At 66.3% G+C, this 20,240-nt stretch carries 22 protein-coding genes; 15 read left to right on the top strand and 7 right to left on the bottom strand.

Going from position 1 to position 20,240, the window contains the following annotated elements; translation table 11 throughout:
- Nucleotides 1–18 precede the first annotated feature (18 nt).
- Both H0B43_RS37795 and H0B43_RS37790 read left to right on the top strand, forming a co-directional pair.
- Nucleotides 19–657: a pyridoxamine 5'-phosphate oxidase family protein gene (locus H0B43_RS37795; RefSeq protein ID WP_185730236.1), complete on the top strand. Its 639-nt coding sequence runs from the start codon at nucleotides 19–21 to the stop codon at nucleotides 655–657.
- A gap of 298 nt (nucleotides 658–955) precedes the next feature.
- Nucleotides 956–1,384, top strand: a complete 429-nt coding sequence (locus tag H0B43_RS37790; RefSeq protein WP_213016528.1) for a hypothetical protein — start codon at nucleotides 956–958, stop codon at nucleotides 1,382–1,384.
- 264 nt (nucleotides 1,385–1,648) lie between these two features.
- Here the strand turns inward: H0B43_RS37790 and H0B43_RS37785 are convergent, their stop codons facing one another.
- The gene (locus tag H0B43_RS37785) at nucleotides 1,649–2,422 is read right to left on the bottom strand and encodes a TetR/AcrR family transcriptional regulator (RefSeq protein WP_185730237.1); all 774 of its coding nucleotides are present in this window, start codon (nucleotides 2,420–2,422) and stop codon (nucleotides 1,649–1,651) included.
- Between the two features lie 323 nt (nucleotides 2,423–2,745).
- The gene (locus H0B43_RS37780) at nucleotides 2,746–2,901 is read right to left on the bottom strand and encodes a DUF6131 family protein (RefSeq protein WP_252190355.1); all 156 of its coding nucleotides are present in this window, start codon (nucleotides 2,899–2,901) and stop codon (nucleotides 2,746–2,748) included.
- Between the two features lie 734 nt (nucleotides 2,902–3,635).
- Here H0B43_RS37780 and H0B43_RS37775 point away from each other — a divergent pair.
- From H0B43_RS37775 to H0B43_RS37760, 4 genes are read left to right on the top strand one after another with little or no spacing between them, the layout of a single operon-like run.
- The gene (locus H0B43_RS37775; RefSeq protein ID WP_185730238.1) at nucleotides 3,636–4,307 is read left to right on the top strand and encodes a hypothetical protein; all 672 of its coding nucleotides are present in this window, start codon (nucleotides 3,636–3,638) and stop codon (nucleotides 4,305–4,307) included.
- Between the two features lie 6 nt (nucleotides 4,308–4,313).
- The gene (locus tag H0B43_RS37770) at nucleotides 4,314–5,759 is read left to right on the top strand and encodes an SRPBCC family protein (RefSeq protein ID WP_185730239.1); all 1,446 of its coding nucleotides are present in this window, start codon (nucleotides 4,314–4,316) and stop codon (nucleotides 5,757–5,759) included.
- Complete coding sequence (gene gvpJ / locus H0B43_RS37765; RefSeq protein ID WP_185730240.1) at nucleotides 5,756–6,124, top strand: gas vesicle protein GvpJ; 369 nt, start codon at nucleotides 5,756–5,758, stop codon at nucleotides 6,122–6,124. Before H0B43_RS37770 ends, gvpJ begins: the two co-directional genes overlap by 4 nt.
- Nucleotides 6,124–6,924, top strand: a complete 801-nt coding sequence (locus H0B43_RS37760; protein ID WP_185730241.1) for a GvpL/GvpF family gas vesicle protein — start codon at nucleotides 6,124–6,126, stop codon at nucleotides 6,922–6,924. Before gvpJ ends, H0B43_RS37760 begins: the two co-directional genes overlap by 1 nt.
- A gap of 335 nt (nucleotides 6,925–7,259) precedes the next feature.
- Here H0B43_RS37760 and H0B43_RS37755 read toward each other — a convergent pair whose 3' ends face one another.
- Entirely contained in the window at nucleotides 7,260–7,736 is a 477-nt protein-coding gene (locus H0B43_RS37755; protein WP_252190322.1) for a hypothetical protein, read from the bottom strand.
- Between the two features lie 249 nt (nucleotides 7,737–7,985).
- Between H0B43_RS37755 and H0B43_RS37750 the strand changes: the two genes are divergently transcribed.
- Nucleotides 7,986–8,501, top strand: a complete 516-nt coding sequence (locus H0B43_RS37750) for a hypothetical protein (protein WP_185730242.1) — start codon at nucleotides 7,986–7,988, stop codon at nucleotides 8,499–8,501.
- Nucleotides 8,502–8,820: 319 nt separating this feature from the next.
- Here the strand turns inward: H0B43_RS37750 and H0B43_RS42195 are convergent, their stop codons facing one another.
- From H0B43_RS42195 to H0B43_RS37740, 3 genes are all read right to left on the bottom strand, one after another.
- Nucleotides 8,821–9,222, bottom strand: coding sequence for a DUF6262 family protein (locus H0B43_RS42195; RefSeq protein WP_252190356.1), 402 nt, complete (start codon nucleotides 9,220–9,222; stop codon nucleotides 8,821–8,823).
- Entirely contained in the window at nucleotides 9,212–10,672 is a 1,461-nt protein-coding gene (locus H0B43_RS37745; RefSeq protein ID WP_185730243.1) for a site-specific integrase, read from the bottom strand. Before H0B43_RS37745 ends, H0B43_RS42195 begins: the two co-directional genes overlap by 11 nt.
- Before the next feature lie 62 nt (nucleotides 10,673–10,734).
- Entirely contained in the window at nucleotides 10,735–11,841 is a 1,107-nt protein-coding gene (locus H0B43_RS37740) for a site-specific integrase (protein ID WP_185730244.1), read from the bottom strand.
- Nucleotides 11,842–12,152: 311 nt separating this feature from the next.
- Here H0B43_RS37740 and H0B43_RS37735 point away from each other — a divergent pair, with 311 nt between their 5' ends.
- From H0B43_RS37735 to H0B43_RS37700, 8 genes are all read left to right on the top strand, one after another.
- Nucleotides 12,153–13,610 carry a plasmid pRiA4b ORF-3 family protein gene (locus H0B43_RS37735; protein ID WP_312034082.1) on the top strand — a complete coding sequence of 486 codons (1,458 nt, stop codon included), beginning with the start codon at nucleotides 12,153–12,155 and terminating at the stop codon, nucleotides 13,608–13,610.
- A gap of 160 nt (nucleotides 13,611–13,770) precedes the next feature.
- Nucleotides 13,771–14,385, top strand: coding sequence for a recombinase family protein (locus tag H0B43_RS37730; protein ID WP_185730245.1), 615 nt, complete (start codon nucleotides 13,771–13,773; stop codon nucleotides 14,383–14,385).
- Nucleotides 14,382–15,860: a Mu transposase C-terminal domain-containing protein gene (locus H0B43_RS37725; protein ID WP_252190323.1), complete on the top strand. Its 1,479-nt coding sequence runs from the start codon at nucleotides 14,382–14,384 to the stop codon at nucleotides 15,858–15,860. Before H0B43_RS37730 ends, H0B43_RS37725 begins: the two co-directional genes overlap by 4 nt.
- 112 nt (nucleotides 15,861–15,972) lie before the next feature.
- Nucleotides 15,973–16,782 carry an AAA family ATPase gene (locus H0B43_RS37720; RefSeq protein ID WP_185730428.1) on the top strand — a complete coding sequence of 270 codons (810 nt, stop codon included), beginning with the start codon at nucleotides 15,973–15,975 and terminating at the stop codon, nucleotides 16,780–16,782.
- Nucleotides 16,783–16,811: 29 nt separating this feature from the next.
- Nucleotides 16,812–17,393, top strand: a complete 582-nt coding sequence (locus tag H0B43_RS37715) for a recombinase family protein (protein ID WP_185730246.1) — start codon at nucleotides 16,812–16,814, stop codon at nucleotides 17,391–17,393.
- Between the two features lie 176 nt (nucleotides 17,394–17,569).
- The gene (locus H0B43_RS37710) at nucleotides 17,570–17,743 is read left to right on the top strand and encodes a hypothetical protein (RefSeq protein ID WP_185730247.1); all 174 of its coding nucleotides are present in this window, start codon (nucleotides 17,570–17,572) and stop codon (nucleotides 17,741–17,743) included.
- Nucleotides 17,744–18,024: 281 nt separating this feature from the next.
- Nucleotides 18,025–18,723, top strand: a complete 699-nt coding sequence (locus H0B43_RS37705) for a hypothetical protein (protein WP_185730248.1) — start codon at nucleotides 18,025–18,027, stop codon at nucleotides 18,721–18,723.
- 672 nt (nucleotides 18,724–19,395) lie between these two features.
- Nucleotides 19,396–19,752, top strand: coding sequence for a hypothetical protein (locus H0B43_RS37700; protein WP_185730249.1), 357 nt, complete (start codon nucleotides 19,396–19,398; stop codon nucleotides 19,750–19,752).
- An 87-nt stretch (nucleotides 19,753–19,839) separates the two neighbouring features.
- On the opposite strand, the gene H0B43_RS37695 is transcribed toward H0B43_RS37700, so the two are convergent.
- Nucleotides 19,840–20,163 carry a hypothetical protein gene (locus H0B43_RS37695; RefSeq protein WP_185730250.1) on the bottom strand — a complete coding sequence of 108 codons (324 nt, stop codon included), beginning with the start codon at nucleotides 20,161–20,163 and terminating at the stop codon, nucleotides 19,840–19,842.
- Nucleotides 20,164–20,240 lie beyond the last annotated feature (77 nt).

Here is a 20,240-nt window from a genome sequence, read left to right as displayed (position 1 = left end):
ACCGTAATGGAGAGACAGATGAGGCAGATCGGTAGCGCGGGAGAACGACACCTCCAGCATCGGTACGGCACCGTCGAGCGTGCCGGCCGGTTCTACGCCGAACAGGTGCTCGACCATCTCACTCCGGCCATGATCGACTTCGTCGGCCGCCAGGAGATCGCGTTTGTCGCCACCGCGGACGCGGCCGGCGAATGTGACAACAGCTTGCGCGCCGGCGCACCCGGATTCCTGCACGTGATCGACCCCAAAACCCTCGCCTACCCCGAGTACCGAGGCAACGGGGTGATGGCCAGTCTCGGCAACATCGCCGAGAACCCGCACGTCGGACTCGTGCTCGTCGATTTCGTCCACGATCTGATCGGGCTGCACATCAACGGTGCGGCGCGGATCGTCGAGGACGAGGTACTGCGCTCCGAACTGCCGGATCTACCGGGCGACTGCGCGCCGGGACGCATCCCGCAGCGGTGGGTGATGGTGGAGGTCGAAGAGGCATACATTCACTGCCGCAAGCACATCCCCCGCATGGAGCCCGCTGCGCACCACGGGGACTGGGGAACCGGCGACGCGAAACGCAAGGGCGGTGACTATTTCGACGCGAAGGGCACCCGGCGATACGACAGGGTTGCGGCGGTGTCCGCGCTACCACCGAGGACGTAGTCGACGGCCGCTCCACTACGCCGTCTCGCGCTTCTCTACGCCGCCTCGATTGTGCATGCCGATACCCGCCGTCCCCCGGTCACTGAGTGGGAGGGGTGGAGACCGCTGACCCGTCCAGGGATCACCCGGGTGGTCGCGGCGAAGACCAGGCGCCCCTTCAAGGACGCCGGTGCCGGGGCGCCCGTACACCCGCCGCACCCGCTCTGCGGGCTGCACCGTTCGGCTTCGTCCCCGATGGACAGACCTGCCGGGCTTCCGATCTCTCGCCACCCGGCCGCCGCCCACACGGATTCACCCAATGATCGAGCGGGTATCCGCGAGCATGGGCACATGGCACCGCGGTGGCCTTCCAGGTGGTAACTCCATCGCTCACGCGCACGGACTGTTCAACATGCTCGGTGGCCTGTGGCCCCTGCTGCATCGCCGGAGTTTCGAAGCACTCTTCGGGACAAAGAACGATCGATGGTTGCTCTACACCGTCGGCGGCCTGCTCACCGGCAACGGTGTCGTGCAGATCCTCTCGACTGACTCCGCGGAAGGGTGGCGGCGTGCACGCGATCTGGGGGTGGCCACCGCCACGGTATTGCTCACGATCGACCTCCTCTACGTTCCGGCGGGCCGAATACCGAAAATGTATCTGCTGGACGCCGCCGTGGAGATCGGGTGGCTGGCCGCATGGGCACGGGAAACAAGTCGACGCCCCAGGCAACCTCACCCTCGCCTGTGAAGGGGCGGTGCCGGACCTGCAACGGCGGCCGAAGCCGGATACGTCCGCGCTCTGCTCCACCTCCGCGAAAAGACCGCCCGACCGCGCTGCTGCGACCGCCCGCAACGATCTGACCGTCCGCAGTAAGGGACGGGCCGTGCTGGGCAAGACCCGAATGGTCGTCGACCTGGCCCGATAGGAAGCGGACCACCGAACACCAGCGGCAGCGCGCTCATCAGGTGAGGGCCGCCCTCTGCCGCGTAACTCCCGGAAGAGCCGGGTACGTCAATTGCCCGCTGTGTGGGCAACGACCGTCGGTGGCTCGCCGCGCCCGTGCCGGCGGGTCCGTGGAGACGGTCTCCTTCGCTTTCCCCTGTTCGGCTGGCGCGGCTCATGCGGCGGCACCGACGGTGGGAGTGCCGGGCGACGGCCGGGAACCCCGGCCACGTATCGAGTCGCGAGGCGCCGGAAGTGGTCGAGTCTGATGGGGTCGAGAAGGCCGGGCAGCAGCAGATCCCAGGAGGTGGCCCACCGGGCGGGCAGTTCATCGACGTGGCCGGTGGCCGCGGCCAGCAGGTGGACCCCGGTGAAGGTTTCCACCAGCAGTTCAGCGACAGCGTCGGGGTCCTCGGCGCGCAGATCGCCTTCGGCGATCGCCCGGCGGGCGAGGTCGCGGTAGTCGGACAGCCAGGTCGCGAGCAGGGTCGGGGCACCGGGACGGTCGCGGATTTCGGTGAGCAGGCGGAACGTCGCCTGGACCGTGACATCGTGGACGACCGGATCGAGCAACAGACACGAGATGCCGATCAGCGCCTCGAACGCCGGAATCCGAGGGGCGAGAAGGGGTTCGCACGCGCCCTGGAACCGGGCACTGCCGGCCTCGATGACAGCGCGGGCGAGTTCTTCCTTGGAGCCGAAATGGTCGTACAAGGCGCCCCTGCTGACGTTCGCGCGGGTGAGGATGGTCTCCAGCCGGGCATCGGCGTAGCAGACCCGGGTAAATTCCACCGCCGCCGCGAGGAGCAGCGCCTCACCGGTGATTTCCGCCCGCTTCTGCACTTTGCCCCGGTCCTTCGAACAGTGCCCGTTCCCCGGACCCGTCACCTCACGCCGCGCGGCACGAGTTCTCCGGCTCGACCTCGGTAGAGGCCCGTGCACACCGTGCGAGGGGATACCCGGGCGGGCGTGCCTCAACCGTGCAACCAGACCGGATGGTCGGAGGGTACAGCCGAACTCGATCAGCGTCGACGTGCTCGGAGACCCCTGTGGGGGGCGGACCCGCTCCGCGCGGGGAGGGCGTGCGAACCAGGAGCGGCCGGGCCGGTGACGAGAGCCGTCGAACCCTGCCAGCCGGGTCCGGTCAGTGTGTCGAATTTGCCTGGTCAGAAATAGTGACGGCGTCCGCCGACGGCGCGGCCGGTGGCGCCGAGCAGCGCGAGAATGACCCCGATCACCAACAGGATGATCCCAATGGTCCACAGGATCGAGATGTGTGCCACGAATCCGATCACGAGCAGGATCAGTCCGAGAATGATCATCATGCACCTCGTCTCGCCGTGGGAGTACACCCGTGACCGGGGGCTACCCCGTCGGTGAGGGCCCGAAACGGAGGACGATCAGCACGCGCTGCGTGGGGAAGGCCCCCTCACGCTGGACCTCGACGTCGGGTGGGCCGCGCGCGGCCGAGGAGGGGTGGGCGAACACTCGGCCTCGGTCCGTGCGCGGCGGGGCGCTCCGCCGCGGCCAAGGGGTTCGAAGGCCAGACCTAAGCGGAACTCGCTGCCGCGGTCCGTGTCGGGCCGCGGGGCAGCGTAGTTTGCGGGTACCCGGATCCGGGCGGGGCTACGCCGGTTTCCGGCCGAGCCCGGGACCGTCACGTTGGCGCCGGCGGGACCCGGCGGAGGTGCGGGGCGAGGCGGATGCTCGAAACCGAATTATCCACTCCCGTCGGATTTTTGACCGATCGACCTTGCTTCGTGTCGGGTGGGCCGCTATCCGCACCGGGCCCGGGCGGCGCACGGAGCTCCGGGCACGGCTGGGTAGCGAAGGGCGCACCGCGATGGCCACGTCAGGTAGCCCGAGCTAGGGCAGCCGGCCGACGTCGTCGACATCTTCTGGCTCGGTGACTGCAGGGCTGGGGAGTGTTCGGTGGACGATTGAGCAGCACCGACCTGGGGTAGTCGGCGGAAATGCGCCCCCACCGGGCAGGATCGCTCACAGACCGCCGCCGGCGCCGAGGTGCACCACTTTCACTCGACGAAGGGGTTGGGCGATGACCACCAAATCTCAGCTGGCGTTGGCTGTGGGTGCGGGATACATGCTGGGCCGCACGAAGAAGATGAAGTTGGCGTTGATGCTGGCCGCCGGCGGGGCGACCAGACAATTGTCCCCCGGCGGGTCGTTGGGTCTTCTCAACCAAGGGCGCAAGCTGCTCGCCGAATCCCCCGAGGTCGCCAAGCTCGGCAAGACGGTCCGCCACGAGCTGATGAACGCGGCGAAGACGGCCGCGGTGACCGCGGCCAGTCAGCGCATCGACTCCCTCAATTCCCGACTGGAGTCCGGTGAGAGCCTGCTCGGCGGGCACGGCGATACCGCGGGCGGGAAGAAGTCGACGCGGCGCCGGGACGAGGAACCCGAAGACGACGACTACGAGGACGCGGAGGTCGAGTGGGAGGAATCGGACCAGGAACCGGATGAGGAGCCGGACGAGGGGGAGGAGTCGGACGAGGGGGAGGAGTCGGACGAGGACACCGAGGACAAGCCCCGGGCCCGGCGGCGGCCCACCCCGCGCCGCCGGTCCTCGAGTAGCGGCACGTCCCGGCCCCGCCGGTCCCGGTCGTCCTCCAACGACGATGACGGCGATGACGACGAGCTCGCCCGGGTCCGCAGGACGCGTGCGAAGGCGACCACGAGTTCCACCCCCGTACGACGCACCCGGAAGTGATCAGCGATGACTGCGAATCTCGACAGCGCGGCGAAGAAACTGCGCAAGAACGTATCCGGGGCCTCCGGTAAGGCCGCGTCGGTCTCACCGCTGAAGAATGCCGCGCAGGGCCTGCTCGGCACCGTCACCGACAAGGCGGTCTCCGCCCTCTCCGACAAGGTGGCGGGCGCCACCGACCGGCTCAACGACTACGCCGAGGGCGGCGGCGGCACCCTGCTGTCCGCGATCACCGGCAACGGCAACGGGGACAGGGACGGGAATGGGAATGGGAACGGGGACGGGAACGACGACGGTAACGGTGACGGCAAGTCGCCCCTCTCCGGGCTGACCGACACCGTGAAGGAGAAGGCGTCCGACCTGAAGGATGCGGTCACCGGTGGCGGCGGTGGTGGTAAGGGCAAGAAACTCAAGCTCACCAATATCGTCGAAACGATCGATGTCGGGGTCCCGGTCCAACTGGCCTACAACCAATGGACCCAGTTCGCCGACTTCCCGTCGTTCATGAAGAAGGTCGAGCGGGTGGAGCAGGAGGCGGATGAGAAGCTCGAGTGGAAGGCTCAGATCTTCCTCTCGCACCGAACGTGGGAAGCGTCGATTCTCGAGCAGGTTCCCGACGAGCGGATCGTGTGGCGGTCGAAGGGCGCCAAGGGTTACCCCGACGGGGCGGTGACGTTCCACGAGGTGACCCCCGATCTCACCCGCATCGTTTTGATCCTCGAATATCACCCGAAGGGATTGTTCGAGAGGACGGGAAACCTGTGGCGGGCGCAGGGACGACGAGCGCGCCTGGAACTGAAGCACTTCGGACGCCACGTGATGACGCAGGCGATCCTCCATCCCGACGAGATCGAGGGCTGGCGCGGAGAAATCCGGGACGGCAAGGTAGTCGAACCCGACGAGTCCCAGGACTACGACGAGGAACCGGCCGAGGACGAAGCGCAACCCGCCGAGGACGAGCAGGACGAAGCGTCCGACACCGCGGAGTACGAGGACGAGGAGCGGGAGGGCGAGGAGCCGGAGGACGAGGGCGAAGACACCGCCGAGTACGAGGACGAACAACCCGAGGACGAGACCGACGAGGGCGAAGACACCGCCGAGTACGAGGACGAACAACCCGAGGACGAAGCCGACGAGGACGAGACCGACGCGGACGAGACCGACGAGGGCGAGAGCGGCGAGGAACCCGACGAGGCGGAGGAGGAGCCCGAACCACCTCGGCGCCGTCCCCGTAAGGCCGCCGCGAAGTCGACCCGGGGCGCGGCGAAGTCGACCCGGACCCCGGCAAAGCGCACCCGGACCGCGTCAAAGTCCACCGGGGCCACCAAGTCGACCCGAACCGCCACGAAGTCGACGACCCGGGCCGCGACGAAGTCGACCCGAAGCGGGACGAAGTCGACCGGAACTGCGGCGAAGAAGGCTCCTGCGCGGCGCAGGAGAGGAGCATCGGCATGACCACGGCAGGTGGACCCAGCTCGAGTAGTCTCGCCGATGTCATCGACACCATCCTCGACAAGGGCCTCGTGATCGACGCGTACGTGCGGGTCTCACTGGTCGGCATCGAATTGCTGACCATCGACGCCCGCGTCGTCGTCGCGAGTGTCGACACCTACCTGCGGTTCGCGGAGGCGGTGAACCGGCTCGAGATCGGCAGCGAACCGAAGGGGCTGTCCGAAATCGTCTCAGGCGGCTCGGAGCACAAGACGAAGGGTGCGCTCGAAGCGGCGGGGGACAAGCTCAGCGGCCTCCTCGGCGGCGACGAAGAGGAAGAACCGGAACGGGAACGGGTGTCACGCAAGTCGACTCGGGGTGACAGGTGATGGGCGCATTGGAGAAGGCCGAAAAGGAAGGTACGGGGGAGAAGAAGCGAACCACCGGGGTGTACGTCTACGGCATCGTCCCCGCAGACCTCGAACCCGAAGAGGACGCGACCGGGGTCGCGGACGGCACGGTGAGCGTCGTCGCGCAGGGTGAGATCGCGGCACTGGTCAGTGAACTGTCCGTGGACCGTGCCCTCGGCAAACCCGAAGACCTGCGGGCCCATGCGAACGTGCTGGACGGGACGGCCCGGGTCGCGCCGGTGCTGCCGCTGCGGTTCGGTGCCGTGCTCAGCGACGCCGACGCTGTGAAGGAGGAACTGCTGTCGGCGCATGCGGACGAGTTCGCGTCCGCACTCGAACAACTGGAGGGAAAGGCCCAGTACGTCGTCAAGGGCCGGTACGTGGAGACGGCGATTCTGCAGGAGATCATCGACGAGAACGAGGAGGCCGCGCAACTGCGGGACGCGATCCGCGACAAGTCGGAGTACGCCGGCCGCGACGCGCGGATGGCCCTGGGTGAACTGGTGAGCAACGCGATCGTCGCCAAACGCGAACAGGACACGCAGACCACCCTTGAGGCGCTCGAGGATCTCGTCGAGTCGGTCAATATGCGCGAGCCCACGCACGAGGAGGAGGCCGTGCAGGTGGCGGTGCTCGCCGACGTCGAGCGTCAGGAAGAGCTCGAAGGGGCGGTCGGGGAGCTGGCCCAGCGGTGGGAGGGCCGGGTGGAGATAAAGCTGCTCGGACCGCAGGCGGCGTACGACTTCGTGGTAACACAAAAGCCGGGCGGGCAGGGCTGACGATTCCGGTATCCGCAGTCCTCGGTGCCCAACCCGGTGCGGCCACCCCTAGAGCGTGGGGCAGAGTTGTGGACCGTCCGCGGTCGGTCCACGGCACCCACCCTCTCACCTCCGTTGCAGTCGGTGAGGAAGCGCGGATCGGGGTCGTCGATCCGGGGGGCTGCACGGTCGCGCTATACGCGGGAGTCGGCGATGAGTGCCACACTGCAGGTCGTCGTCGCGGGGTCGTCGGCTTCTGGCTGAGGCGCGCTGGCTCCACGGGGCAGGCGACGACTGCTCACCGCAGCGGCCGTCGGCAGGAGGTGGTCGACCTCACCACGAAGCGGGTCCAGTCATCACCGGAGTTCGCCGCCCTTGACGAAACGGTGCGCGCGGGGACACTGCCGACATGGCTGGCGATGTTGCCGACCGCATTTCACCCGAAGGTGCAGCGGCAGCGGCGGATCATTTCCGCTGCCCGGTGTGGGAGATCGGACACGGGGGTGTCCGTCCAGGATCTCGGGGAGAACATCGAGTTCGGTGAGCCACCATCCCATGGCGTCGACTCCGTCGTGCCGGTCACCGCAGCGGTGGGTGAAGATCAGGAGGGACCGGGCGGGACCGTCCGAGTCGATCTCCCAGCGTAGGACGCTGTCTCTGTTGCGGTATTCGAGCAGTGCCGGGGAGTCGGCGCACGAGCAGGATAGTGCCCGTGCGCTGTGACGACGCAGCTCGAGAACGCCGCGCCAGACGTCCTCGCGGAGGTAGGGCAGATGTCGGGCCAGGCGTAACAGGTAGCGGCCGTCCTCGTCGACGGTGACGGCGTCGGTCATCGGCGGGATGTCCTTGGGCCCCGACCTTCGGATCAATATGTTTGTCACCGCCCGCGGTCCATGGTGGCGATGAGAGCGTTCCGGACGATGTCCGGGGACCGCCCGACTCCGCTGGCCCTCGGATCAGGATGTGGGTTATCTGTAGTCGAGGTCGATGTTTATCCACAGGAGCATCAACAGGATGGTTTGAACGCTGGGACGCCCGCGTGATTCAGTTGCCACCTCCGAACTTCGAGAGGCAGGTGAGCGATGCATGCGTTCGCGGACGAGTCACGTCGCGGTGACTACCTGATCTGCGCGGCGACGATCGCTCCCGCCGATCTGGCCGAGGCCCGGAAGGCCCTCAAGGCGCTCCGCGCCCCGAGGGCTGCACGGATCCACATGTCACACGACAGTCGCAGAGCGCACGAAATCATCCGCGGAGTCGTTGAACTCGATGTGCAGGCGCACCTGTACGTCGCGCGACTACACGGCCGGCCGGAGCGCCGTGCTCGCGACGAGGCCCTTGCCGCAATGGTCACCGACCTCGACACCATGGGCGTCCGTCAACTCTGGCTCGAATCCTGCGATCAGGATCGACAGGACCGGCACGTCATCCGGGCGGCGCTGATGGCCTCCAGTGGACCGGGATTCCCCTTCCGGCACGCGCTACCGACGAGCGAACCGATGCTGTGGGTCCCTGACGTAATTGCCTGGGCTTGGGGGAAGGGTGGACATCACCGAAAGGCCGTGGTCGATCTGGTTGAAGTGCATACCCTGCCATAGATACGCAAAACCCGGGCGACTCACCGTCCGGAGAGCTCCCGGGTCCACTTCCCACGAACGCTATGCCGTGGGCACGTCCAGTATCACGTCGCGGACACTTCCGCGTCAAGCGAGGACTGACTGCACCCCTAGGTGACCGATCGGCACCCCAACTGGTTCCCCACTCCACCAATTGTCGAGAATCCATCGATATCTTTAGCCCGGTGCGGTTGTGGTCTGCTGAGCTGGGGTCTTGCGATGTAGACGTTGTCTAGAACGGAGGCAACCGCCCGTGCTGGGCGGCTCCCTTCGCCTGACGTTTGTTATCGAGTTGATGCAGTCACGTTGGAGTTGTTCGCAAATTTGTGCGGCTCGCTCGGGCGTGTCCGAGGGCGAGAGCAAGCTGGTGTCTCAGACTCGCGTTCTCCTCGGTAAGTGCTCGTATGCGATTGTGTGCGACAGCCAGCCGGGTGTGTAAGGAATCGGTGGTCGCGCGATCCCGGGTCCGGACTGGTGGCCGATCCCGCCGACCTTCGGAGCGGAGCCGGATGATCTCGTCCCGCAGGTCGGGTTGGGTATAGAGCCATGATCGTGAGACCTGAGCCTCGGTGGCAACGGCTTCGAATGTAACTGGGCTTCCCTCATTTTCGAGTTTGCGCAGGGCGGCAACTGCTTTCGAACGCGTCAACTCGTGCCGGCGCTGGGCGGCTTGGTGGATGTGGTGGCGGTTGTCAGCTCGCATAATCGCCTGCGCTCGGCTCACGTGCAGGATCGGCCTCGCGCTCGTCGTCGAGTGTGCCGATGATCAGGTCGAGATTGCCGAGGACTCGGGAGTTCATCTCGACAAGTCGTTGCTGACCGCGGGCTTCGGCGGCCGAGATGATCTGCAAGACCTGAGTTCGGTGCTCACGGTGCTGGGGCAGGAACTCGGCGGTGGTGATGAACATCGGGCAGGTCAGGCATGCGTTGGCGTGGGGGCAAGTCTTCTGGACCGGCAGGCCGCAGTAGCCGTTCGGCAACGCCTGGGTGGTGCGGCCGAGGCGTTGCTTGGACCAGGCTGCCTCGGCGAGCGGACCGTCCGGGTCGAGGGTGACCTCGGCGCCGGATGCATTGACCTTGCGGGCGGCCTCCCAATGTCGACGTATCGACGTGTCGCTCAACCTGGCGTAATGCGCGGTCATTTGGTGTGAGTCGTGGTCGAGAATGCGGCGCACGACCTCTTGCGGGACGTCGAGGTTGATCAGTCTGGTGCCCAGTGTGTGGCGGAATCGGTGGGGGCTGACCACGGCGGGGTGCCCGTGCTCGTCGGTGATGGTGCATCGCGCGACCCACCGTCGCAGCGACGTGCTGTAGGTGTGTGTGCTGATGTGCCCGGTGCCGGCGGCATTGGGGTGCCGGGGTGGGAACAGCATGCGTGTGTCGGTGTGATGGGTTCGGTTCACGTGGGCGATGTGCTCAGTGATGGCGTGCTCGAGTTCCTCGTCGATGGGGACGAGAGCTTCTCGTTTCATCTTGTGGTTGAGATATCGCAGGTAAGGGGCGCCGTCCTTGTCGCGGACAATGCAGTCCTGGGTCAGGGCGACGGTGTCACTGATCCGTAGCCCGCACCGAATCAAGATGACGGTGATCAGCCGGTGATGCGGACTCGTCCATTTGGCGAGGTTCTCCGGGTGTTCGACTTGGGCCATGACGTGCTCACTCAATGCTCGCGGCTCGCGAATGGTTTCTTTCGGATAGTCCTCGGAGTAGATCGAGGCGGTGTTCGGCAGATCGGTGACCCATTCGTGCCGCCGGGTGGTCAGCAAGAACAGGTTGAACTGGCCCACGCGTTGGCGGTGAGTGACCTGGCCTGGGCTGTGGGTGTGGAGGTAGGCCAGGAATTGTTCGATCAGGGCGCGGTCGATGTCAGCGGTGCCGTTCACGCGGGTGTGGGTGGTGTCGAGGAAGGCATTGAAGGTTTCGATGGCCTTGGTGCCCATTCCGGCGGCTTCGATGGTCAGTCCGGTTGAGAGGCGCCAGCGGGCCCACTTCTTGGCGAGGACCTTCAGCCAAGGGCGGGTGATCTGATCGAAGTGGATGGTGACTTTGCTGCGTGTGGCGATGCCGAGGTGTCTGGCGTTCCAGATGTCCTTCGGGTATTCGGTTTCCCATGGGTCCCGGGCATCGTGGCGGATCCGCGGCTGTGCGGTCATGTCCTGCCGTCGCGGCGTCGGCGGGCGATCTTCATCGGGGAACGGCAGGGAATGCAGGCGGCTCACAGCGTCACCGCCGCCGCGGTGGTGAACCAGCCGGCTTCGGCAAGGGCTTGTCGTGCGTCGTCGCTGCTCAGGTGCCCGTACGTCATGGTGGTGGTGGTCAGCGAAGCGTGCCCGAGGAGCTTGGAGACCACTTCGACCGGGACTTTGTCGCGCAGCATCCGGGTGGCGTAGGTGTGCCGATACCAGTGCGGATCGAAGTCGATCCCGGTGTCTCTGCGCAGGCGACGCACGAGCGCGTGCACCGCGGAATAGGTCAGCGCCCGACCGTAGGGGCGGCCCCAGAGATTGACGAACACATAATCCGAATCCAGGTCGCCGTACTCGGTATGGAGGTAATCGGCGTAGAGGCGAACCAGTTCGGCGCTGACCGGGATCGTCCGTGAATGCGGCGACTTGGCACGGGCACCGTTGGTGTTGCTGCGGCGGCGCACGGTGATCTCGCGCTCCGCCGCGGCGACGTCTTCATGCCGTAGACCCAACGCTTCCCCGATCCGGATTCCGGAGTCGTAGAGCGCCGCGAACAGCAGGCGATCGCGCAGATGCCTGCACGCATCCAGAATGGTCTGGACCTCGTCCGGTGCCAGAAGCCGAGGAATCTTGGACGTCATCGGAAGCTTCACGACCCGCCGCGCATGCGGTGCGCTCTTGCTGATGTGATGCAGGAACGGCCTCCACCCACCGCGGGCCGCGCCACGGTCCCAGAGCGTCACCAACTCACCACGGTCGAGCCCATGCCGAGTGGCGTGCTGATAGAACACCGAGACCGTAGACAGCTTGCGGTTCACGGTCGCCTCGCTGCAGTGATGCCCCACCGAGGGCAGTACCGATACCGACTGCTCCCGGACGCCCGGGGGTCGCCGCAGCCAGCGGATGAATGCTCCGATGTCCTCGAGTTTTACGGTTTGCCAATCACATTCGATTTCGCCCAGGAATGTGAACCAGTCCTTGAGGTCGTGGGCGTGCGCCTTGATCGTGTTCGGCGACCGCTCGATATCGGCCAGGTACCGCAAATAGCGTTCGGCCGGCGCCACGACGCCGTTCTCGTCGAGCAGCGTGAATGACACCGCATCACTCGCCGGATCCAACACCCGCGTCACTTGCATCAAATCTCCCACCGTCTTCGTCATGGACGGCAGCGACGGTAACCCGTCCATGACGTGGCGTGGACTCGCGAAACATCGCGTGCCCTACGTGAAAGACAGCATCGGGAGGGCTAAAGATATCCATCCTTTTTCGACACCCGCACTGAGTGTGACTCCCAGCGCTATCTGGCACGTTTTTGTCGACGCTATTTGGCACGGTGCCGATCGGGCGAGGTGGCGGCAACACGGGCGACCCTGCACGCCGAGCACCTCGCACCCTGTTTCGTGGATCGGCTGGGCATGCCGTTCACGGTCGATGGTTGACTGGTGTCGTGCCGACCTCAGACGACGTACGACGGCTCGCCGAGCAGCTCATGGCCGAGTTGTCCCCGCAGCAACAACAAGCGTTCTTGGGCGCGGTCGGGGCGGAGCGTTCGATGGGGTGGGTCGAGAATGTGCTGCGAGTCCCCGAGCCCATGGTCGGGGATGCGCCGACCCGTATCCGCGGCTTTCGGGTCCGGCTCGACCTGGTCGGTGCCAAGCCCCCGGTGTGGCGGCGGCTCGAGCTGCCCGGCGACCTCGCCCTCGACCGACTGCACGTGGTGATCCAGGCCGCGATGGGGTGGCTCGACGGCCATCTGCACCGGTTCCGCATGGGCAGCGATCCCTGGTCGCCGTACTTCGTCACACCGTTCGACGTCGAGGAGGGCGAGGACGGCGTGCTCGAAGACGGTGTCCGGCTCGATCAGGTATTGACCGGCACCGGTGACCGCCTCTGGTACCAGTACGACTTCGGTGACGACTGGGACCACGTGCTCGCGGTGGAGGCGGTCCTCGACGAGCCGCCCGCCGCGGTGCGCTGCACCGCCGGTCGGATGGCCTGCCCGCCCGAGGATTGCGGTGGGATCTGGGGTTACAAGGAGCTGGCGGCGTGGGTCCGGGGCGGGTGCGACCCGGCCTCCGTCCCGGACCCGTTCGAGGACGCCGACCATGCCCGCGGCTGGCTGCCGCTTCACTGGCATCCCGACCGGTTCGACGTCGAGGAGGCCAACACCGCCCTCGCGGTGGCGGTGGCCGCGCCGGTCCCGGTGGCCGGGGAGTTGGCCGCGCTGCGCGAGCAACTGGAGCGGCGCGGCAACCGGGCGCTCACGCAGGTGCTGGCACGGTCGGCGGCGCCCGCCCCGGTCGAGGTGAGCGAGCCAGACGCCACACGCCTGTTCGAGCCGTACCTCGTCCTTCTCGACCTGATCGGCGATGGGGTGCGGCTGACGAGCGCCGGCTACCTTCCGCCGACGTTGGTCGAGCAGCTCGCCGAGCGGACCGGCGTCGCCGGGTGGTGGATCGGCAAGGCGAACCGCGAGGACCTCACGTGGCCGGTCGCGCAGCTCCGCGACAGCGCGCGAGCGCTGGGCCTGGTCAGTGTGCGGAAGGGTCGGCTGGCGCCGACCGCGCTCGCCCGCCGGTGCCGGGAGCAACCATTGGCGCTGTGGCGGCATATCCTGTCCCGGCTGCCGGTGGGCCGGACCGAGTTCGACCGACAGGCGGGCTGGCTGGCACTCGCCGTCGTCGGGAGTGGCATCCCGGCCGAGGACTGGACGAGCGAGATCCGAAACCTGCTGCTCGGCCTCGGCTGGCGTGTGGAGGGCAGCCCGGTCCTCCCCGCCGCGGCCGTCGTCAGCCCCACGCTCGACGTCCTCGAGCTCCTCGCCGGGAAGACACGCGGCCGGCTCACCGGCACGGATCCCGCCGTTGCCGCTACCGCCCGGGCCGTGATCGGCCCCGACCTCTGACCCGAGCACCCCTCAGACTCAACCGTCCCGGTTCTGTGTCATGGAAACGATGGTTCGCGAGACACTCCCGGCCGGATGCCGTTTTCCCAGGTCACGGGTGTCACGGTTCCCGTGTCCGCGGCTATGGCACGTGCTCGGGGGTTCGTTTTACGCTGGACGGGTGCGGATCGGCCTGGCCCGGGTCTCCACCCGCGATCAACACCCCGAAGCGCAGCAGGACGCGCTCCGCGCAGCCGGCTGCGAGCAGATCTTCACCGACACCGCCTCCGGGGTCCTCGCGCACCGGCCGGGTCTCGATCAGGCGCTGCTGGTCGCCCGCCGAGGCGACCAACTGGTGGTCACCCGGCTCGACCGGTTGGGGCGGTCGCTGGCTAACCTGATCGAACTCTCGCGGCTGCTTCAGGAGCGCGGGATCGATTTGGTGGTGCTCGATCAGGGGGTCGACACCTCGACAGCTGCCGGGCGAATGTTTTTCTCCGTGCTCGGGGCGATCTCGGAGTTCGAGCATGCGCTGCTCTCCGAGCGCACCGCCGACGGGCTGGCCGCGGCCCGCGCCCGCGGACGCACCGGCGGGCAGAAACCGAAGCTCGGTCCGCGTCAGGTCGCCCTGGCGCGGGCGATGTACGAGGAGACCGGCGAGGACGGCAAACGCAGATACACCGTGGCGCAGATCGCCGCCGAATTCGGGGTGACCCGCCCGACGATCTACCGGCACCTGAGCGCGGCGGTCTCCACCGGCGGCGCGCGCGGTGCTGTTACCGGCCCGGCTCGATGAGCACCCCGGGCCGGGGTCGGGCCGATCCGATGACGGTGCTGCGCCCGCATCTCGAGCACGGTGTCCCGCTGACGCGGGCGGCGGCCGCCGGTGGGGTGTCGGTCCGCACCGCCCGCCGCTGGCTCGCCGCCTACCGGGCCGGTGGGCCGGCCGCGCTGGCCCGGCGTCCGCGCTCGGACCGCGGCACCCGCACGCTACCCAGCGAGTGCGTCGAGCTGGTCGAGGGACTGGCGTTGCGCCGGCCGCAGCCGTCGACCGCGCACATCCACCGCACCGTCACCACGATCGCGGCCCAGCGAGGCTGGCCCGCACCGAGTTACGAGACCGTACGCACGATTGTCGGCGGGCTGGATCCGGGATTGGCCACCCTGGCCCATCAGGGTGTCGCCGCCTACCGGGACCGGTTCGAGCTGGTCTATCGCCGCGAGGCGGCCCGCCCGAACGAGGTGTGGCAGGCGGACCACACCGAACTCGATCTGATGATCCTCGACGCGGCCGGCACACCGGTCCGGCCGTGGCTGACGACGATCCTCGACGACCGCAGCCGTGCGGTCGCCGGATACACCGTGTTCCTCGGCGATCCGTCGGCGCTGCAGACGGCGTTGGCGCTGCGGCAGGCGATCTGGCGCAAGACGGACCCGCGGTGGGCGGTGTGCGGGCTGCCGGACGTGCTCTACAGCGACCACGGCGCCGACTTCACCTCCGCCCATCTCGACCAGGTGTGCGCCGACACCCGGATCCGGCTGGTGCACTCCACCCCCGGCGTGCCGCAGGGCCGCGGCAAGGTCGAGCGCCTCTTCGGCACCGTCACCACCGAACTCCTCCCGAGGTTGCCCGGCCACATCCCACACGGAACCCACGGCAAACCCGTGACCGCACCGACGCTGACGCTGGCCGAACTCGACGCCGCGATCGGCGAATACATTCTCGACACCTACCACCGGCGCGAGCACTCGGAAACCGGTGTCCCACCGCAGCAGCGGTGGCTCGCCGACGGGTGGCTGCCGCGGATGCCCGACTCGCTCGAGCAGCTGGACCTGCTGCTGCTCACCGTGGCCCGCCCGCGCGTGGTGCACCGCGACGGGATCCACTGCCACGGACTGCGCTACCTCGACCTGACCCTGTCGGCATATGTCGGCGAACGGGTCACCGTCCGCTACGACCCCCGCGACCTCGCCGAGATCCGCCTCTACTACCGCGACCAATTCCTGTGCCGCGCCGTGTGCGCCGAGCTCGCCGACGCCACCATCTCCCTCAAGGACCTCCAACGCGCCCGCACCCGACGGCGCCGCGAACTGCGCGGCACGCTCACCTCCCGGCGCAGCCTCGCCGACGCGCTGACCACCACCGGCACCGGCCCGATCCCCGACACCGCACCACTGACCCCGCGCGACCGCAGCGCCGCGGACCCCGACCACGACCAGCCGGCGCCGCAGAGGCCGCGCCGGAGATTGAAGACCTACCGCGAGGACTGACCCGACAACCACCCGAGGCGAGATACACGTGAGCACATCGAAAACCCGCGAACCGCCGCTGCCTCCCCGGCAGAGCGACACCGCCGCCGCGCTCATCGGCGACGCCACCCCGGTGCGGCGCGACGGTCCGCCGTTTCTTGTCACCAAGGAGCACCGCCGGTTCGTCGAGTTCGCCGACGCGGTGCGCCGCAACCGCTACATCGGAGTGTGTTTCGGACCCGCGGGGATCGGCAAGACCCTGTCCTCACGGGTCTACAGCGGTGCCGACGACTGGGAGCAATGGTTCCTCGACCGCTACCTCAAGGACCCGGCCATCCCGGAAATCATCGACACCGCCCGCACCGCGATGTGGACCCCGAAGGTCACCACCACACCCCGCGAGCTCGACCGGGCGATTCCCGCGCTGTGCCAACAGGTTTCCTGGGCGATCGAATGCCACCACCACCCCGACTACGATCCGCTCGCCTACAGCGACGGCCGCGGCTGCGGCTACACCGAACTGCTCATCGTCGACGAGGCCGACCGCCTCAAAGCCACCGGCCTCGAACAGCTTCGGGACTTCTTCGACCGCCACCACCTGGGCCTGATCCTGATCGGCATGCCCGGACTGGAACGCCGCCTCGAACGCTACCCACAGCTCTACAGCCGCATCGGCTTCGCCCACCAATACCGGCCGCTGAGCGATGACGAACTCGCCTTCGTGCTCGAGAAGCACTGGAACCGGCTCGGCCTCGCACTCAACGCCGACGACTTCACCGACGCCGAGGCGATCGCCACGGTCGCCCGCATCACCGGCGGCAACTTCCGGCTCATCCACCGCCTGTTCGGCCAGGTCCAACGCGTCCTCGAACTCAACGACCTGCACACCATCACCCGTGAGGTCGTCGACACCGCCCGCGACACCCTCGTCATCGGCACCTGACCACCGACAATCACCCCGAGGACGATCTGATGACCAGGAAGCTCGGATACGCCCGCATCACCTTGCTCGACCGGAGCCGCCTCGCGCTCCAACACGACACGCTCACCGCGGCCGGCTGCGAACGCATCTTCACCGACACCACCCCCGCGGCGAGCACCCCGCAACCACAGCTCGAGACCGCCCTCGCCGCGCTCGAACACCAAGACCTGCTCGTCGTGTGGTCCCTCGACCGGCTCGCCCACTCGCTGACCCACCTGCTCCGCACCGCCACCCGGATCACCGATACCGGCGCCGGCCTCTGGTCGATCACCGAGGACCTCAACACCAGCGACCCGGACACCGGTGCCCACGTCCTCGAGATCTTCGCCGCGCTGTCGACCTGCCAACACGCCATCCGCCGCGAACACGCCCTGATCGGACTCGCCGCAGCAAGGAACCGGGGCCGCGTGGGCGGGCGACCCCGCGCCCTCACCACTGCGACCGTCGCCCAAGCCCGCACCATGAAGGCCGACGGCGCCACCATGACCGCGATCGCCCAGGCGCTCGGTGTGGGACGCAGCACCGTGTACCGCTACCTCACTGAACAGCAACCGACCGACCGAGCCAAATAGCGTCGGCAGAACCATGCCAGATAGCGCTGGGAGTCACACGGCGCCGAAACGCTCGATTCGACGCCCGAATACGACCGATTGCGGTCAAGCAAGGTATACGGACTCGAGCGCGACACCGGACGTGTACACAGTCCCCAGGCGTGACGGATGTCGGACATGGAGCGGATAGTGAAGTCATGCCTGACAACCGCCGCGCCACTGGACTGGACAAGTGGACTACGGAACGGCTCGAGGAATTCCTGGAGGATCTCGAACGCGACGCCGTGCCACATGCGGAACCGGGAAAACCGTTCCTCACCTACGACGCAGTACGTGCCGAACTCGCCCGTCGCCGATCCGAGCAACCCTGAGGCTCAGAAACCAACGATTGCGGACTCCGGTCTCGGAGCGTTCCGTCTGAGGTCTCGCATGTGCTGGTGTGCGGGTGCGACACCTCACACCCTGATCGAGAGGACTTCAAGTTTCGCTGATCTGAATGGCCGTCCTGTAGGGCACGTACCAAAGCGCTGTCTTTGCGGAGGCATCCTCTTCCAAGCGCTTGATACTTGTGGCGGATCCTCGAGATATTCACTGACCGTCCGAAGCAGGGATTTCCTGTGTCTTCAGCGCTCGCTCCTAGGACAATGTGCGCATGACTGAATCGATGCGGCCAAGCCCCGATAAGGCAATCGACGTTGCTCTTGCGGAGTACAAAGCATTGCGCGATGAGATTGTCGGATGTTTCACGAAACAGGGCGCCGTCCTGGGGCTTGGCCTCGCGGCCATTGGAGTAATATTTACTGCGGCCGCAAAGGATACGGGAAATCGTCAGCTATTAGTTGTCGTGCCGCCTCTCGCCCTAGTTGTGTCCGCCCTTCATACCGCAGAATGGGCACGCTTCACGAGAATCGGCCAATACATTCGCTGCGAACTCTGGCCCTACCTGCGTAAACAGACCGGATACGACAGGTCGTGGCAGCTCTGGATTCTCGAACGCATGCGTCGACGCAATCCTATACAGAGGTTCTTTTCCGAGGGGTTTATTGTTCCGATCTTATTCGCTGCCATCGCACTCGGGGCTCTTATTTGGCGCGGTGTCGAGTACTTAAACGTGGCTTGGATTATCCTGGAAGTAGTATTCGTCGTTTTCTCTATCCTAGTTCCCGCTTTCACCTGGATCGGAATGAGAGGCCAAATCCCAACCATGCCTGACATGTGGACTACGGAACGGCTTGAAAGATTCTTGGAGGACCTTGAGAGCGCGGCCGTACCACATGCAGAACCAGGAGAACCGCTCCTCGCCGACGCAGTTCGCGCCGAACTCGCTCGCCGCCGATCCGAGCAGCCCTGAGGTTGAGAAACGAACCATTCCGGCCCACCCTCATCTAGATGCAACTTGGGTCGGTGTGGTCTTGAAACTTTGGTGAACCGACATCGATCGCTTGCGGTGGGCGGCCGAAAGCGACCCTTCAGCGGCAGTCGACCCCCCCGCGACCGTTCTGATGACTCTCCCGGTTTAGGAACCAACCGGTCGGGCATGCCCTGACGAATGGGGAGCGGGTCTTGCTTCGGGCACCCACTCACTAGAGGTCGCCACATGAAGACTGGAAGGGAATCCCTGATGAAGCTGTATCCGCTACCTATTACGCGAACACCTCCTATTAGGCCGCCCAACCCACGAACGTGGCCATCGGTGCCGACGTGGGCCGAACGCCTTGTGAAGCCTCTCGATCCACCCCCGGGTTCGATCGAAAGAATTTGGTCAACATCGTGGCGCGAACAGAATGCTCAACGCCCGTGGCCCTACACGTATCCCTATTCCGCTCCGGATGATCGGCAGTCTGCACAACCATATCTAATTAGTGCTGCACGCGATATTTTCAAAGTAGCACCAAGCCGTGAGGCCAATAGTCTGATTCTCAAGTCCGGGTCGATCTTGGGATCTCCGGAAAACCTATCCTGGCGGAGCGATTACAATCTCTGGAGAGTTGAGCAGCAAAATCGAACGAATTTTATGCCATGGGTGACGCAACCCGCTTTAACAGATGCGCTGAGTTTCGTAGAATCGACGATTCCAGCTTCGCAGCCTAATGACTATGCCGTTCTCCTGGGCCAGCGACTGGTCACCGGAGGGGGCGGCGCTGGCGGCGGTGTTCCGCCCGGCGGATTTACGCCCAACATGGATTTTATTGACACACTTGCACAATATGTACGAGGTGGACTTTCTCCCCGGCTACTTCTTTCCAACGTGATCGGATTCCGGAACCTACTGATAAAGCAGGGCGCACCCAAGAGAACGATCGACTTGTTTAACAGGCAGGTCGGCGAGACCGCGATGTGGTACAAACACTATTGGCAAGGGACAGCCGAAGATGCGTAATAGTAAATTCAGTGGCTATCTTCCGCGGTCGAGTGCCACGGCGATCAATACGCGGCCATCGACTTCCTACACACGAGATCCAGACGTCTATCGCTGCGATGGCCACTTGACCGCAGTGCGCGGTGCGCGGTGCGTTCCGATGGGTGCGAAGTGGTGGAGCCCTGGCAAGCTGTAGGCGTTGAGGGCGAGTCGGGTGCGCCAGGTTTTGTGTTTGTATGCCCAGATCCAGTGTCCGAGTAGCCATACGGCGACTCCGGCTGCAAGGATCGTCATGGAGAGGGGGCCGGCGCCGGTGAATCCGATGCGGAGCAGTCCTTCGAAGATGATGAGGGCACCGACGAGTCGGGCGGTGACGGATCCGAATGCCCAGACCAGTAGCGCTCCGATTGCGATGAGTGCTGCCACTGCCATGGGTGGACCTTTCTGCTGGCGGCCGTGCGGTGACAGCATCCCCGAGGGGTCTGACACGCCGCTTCGGCGTGGAGCTC

Source organism: Rhodococcus sp. 4CII, assembly GCF_014256275.1.
GTDB lineage: Bacteria > Actinomycetota > Actinomycetes > Mycobacteriales > Mycobacteriaceae > Rhodococcus_F > Rhodococcus_F wratislaviensis_A.
Note: the sequence above shows the minus strand (reverse complement) of the source record. Positions and strands in the feature narration are given on the sequence as shown.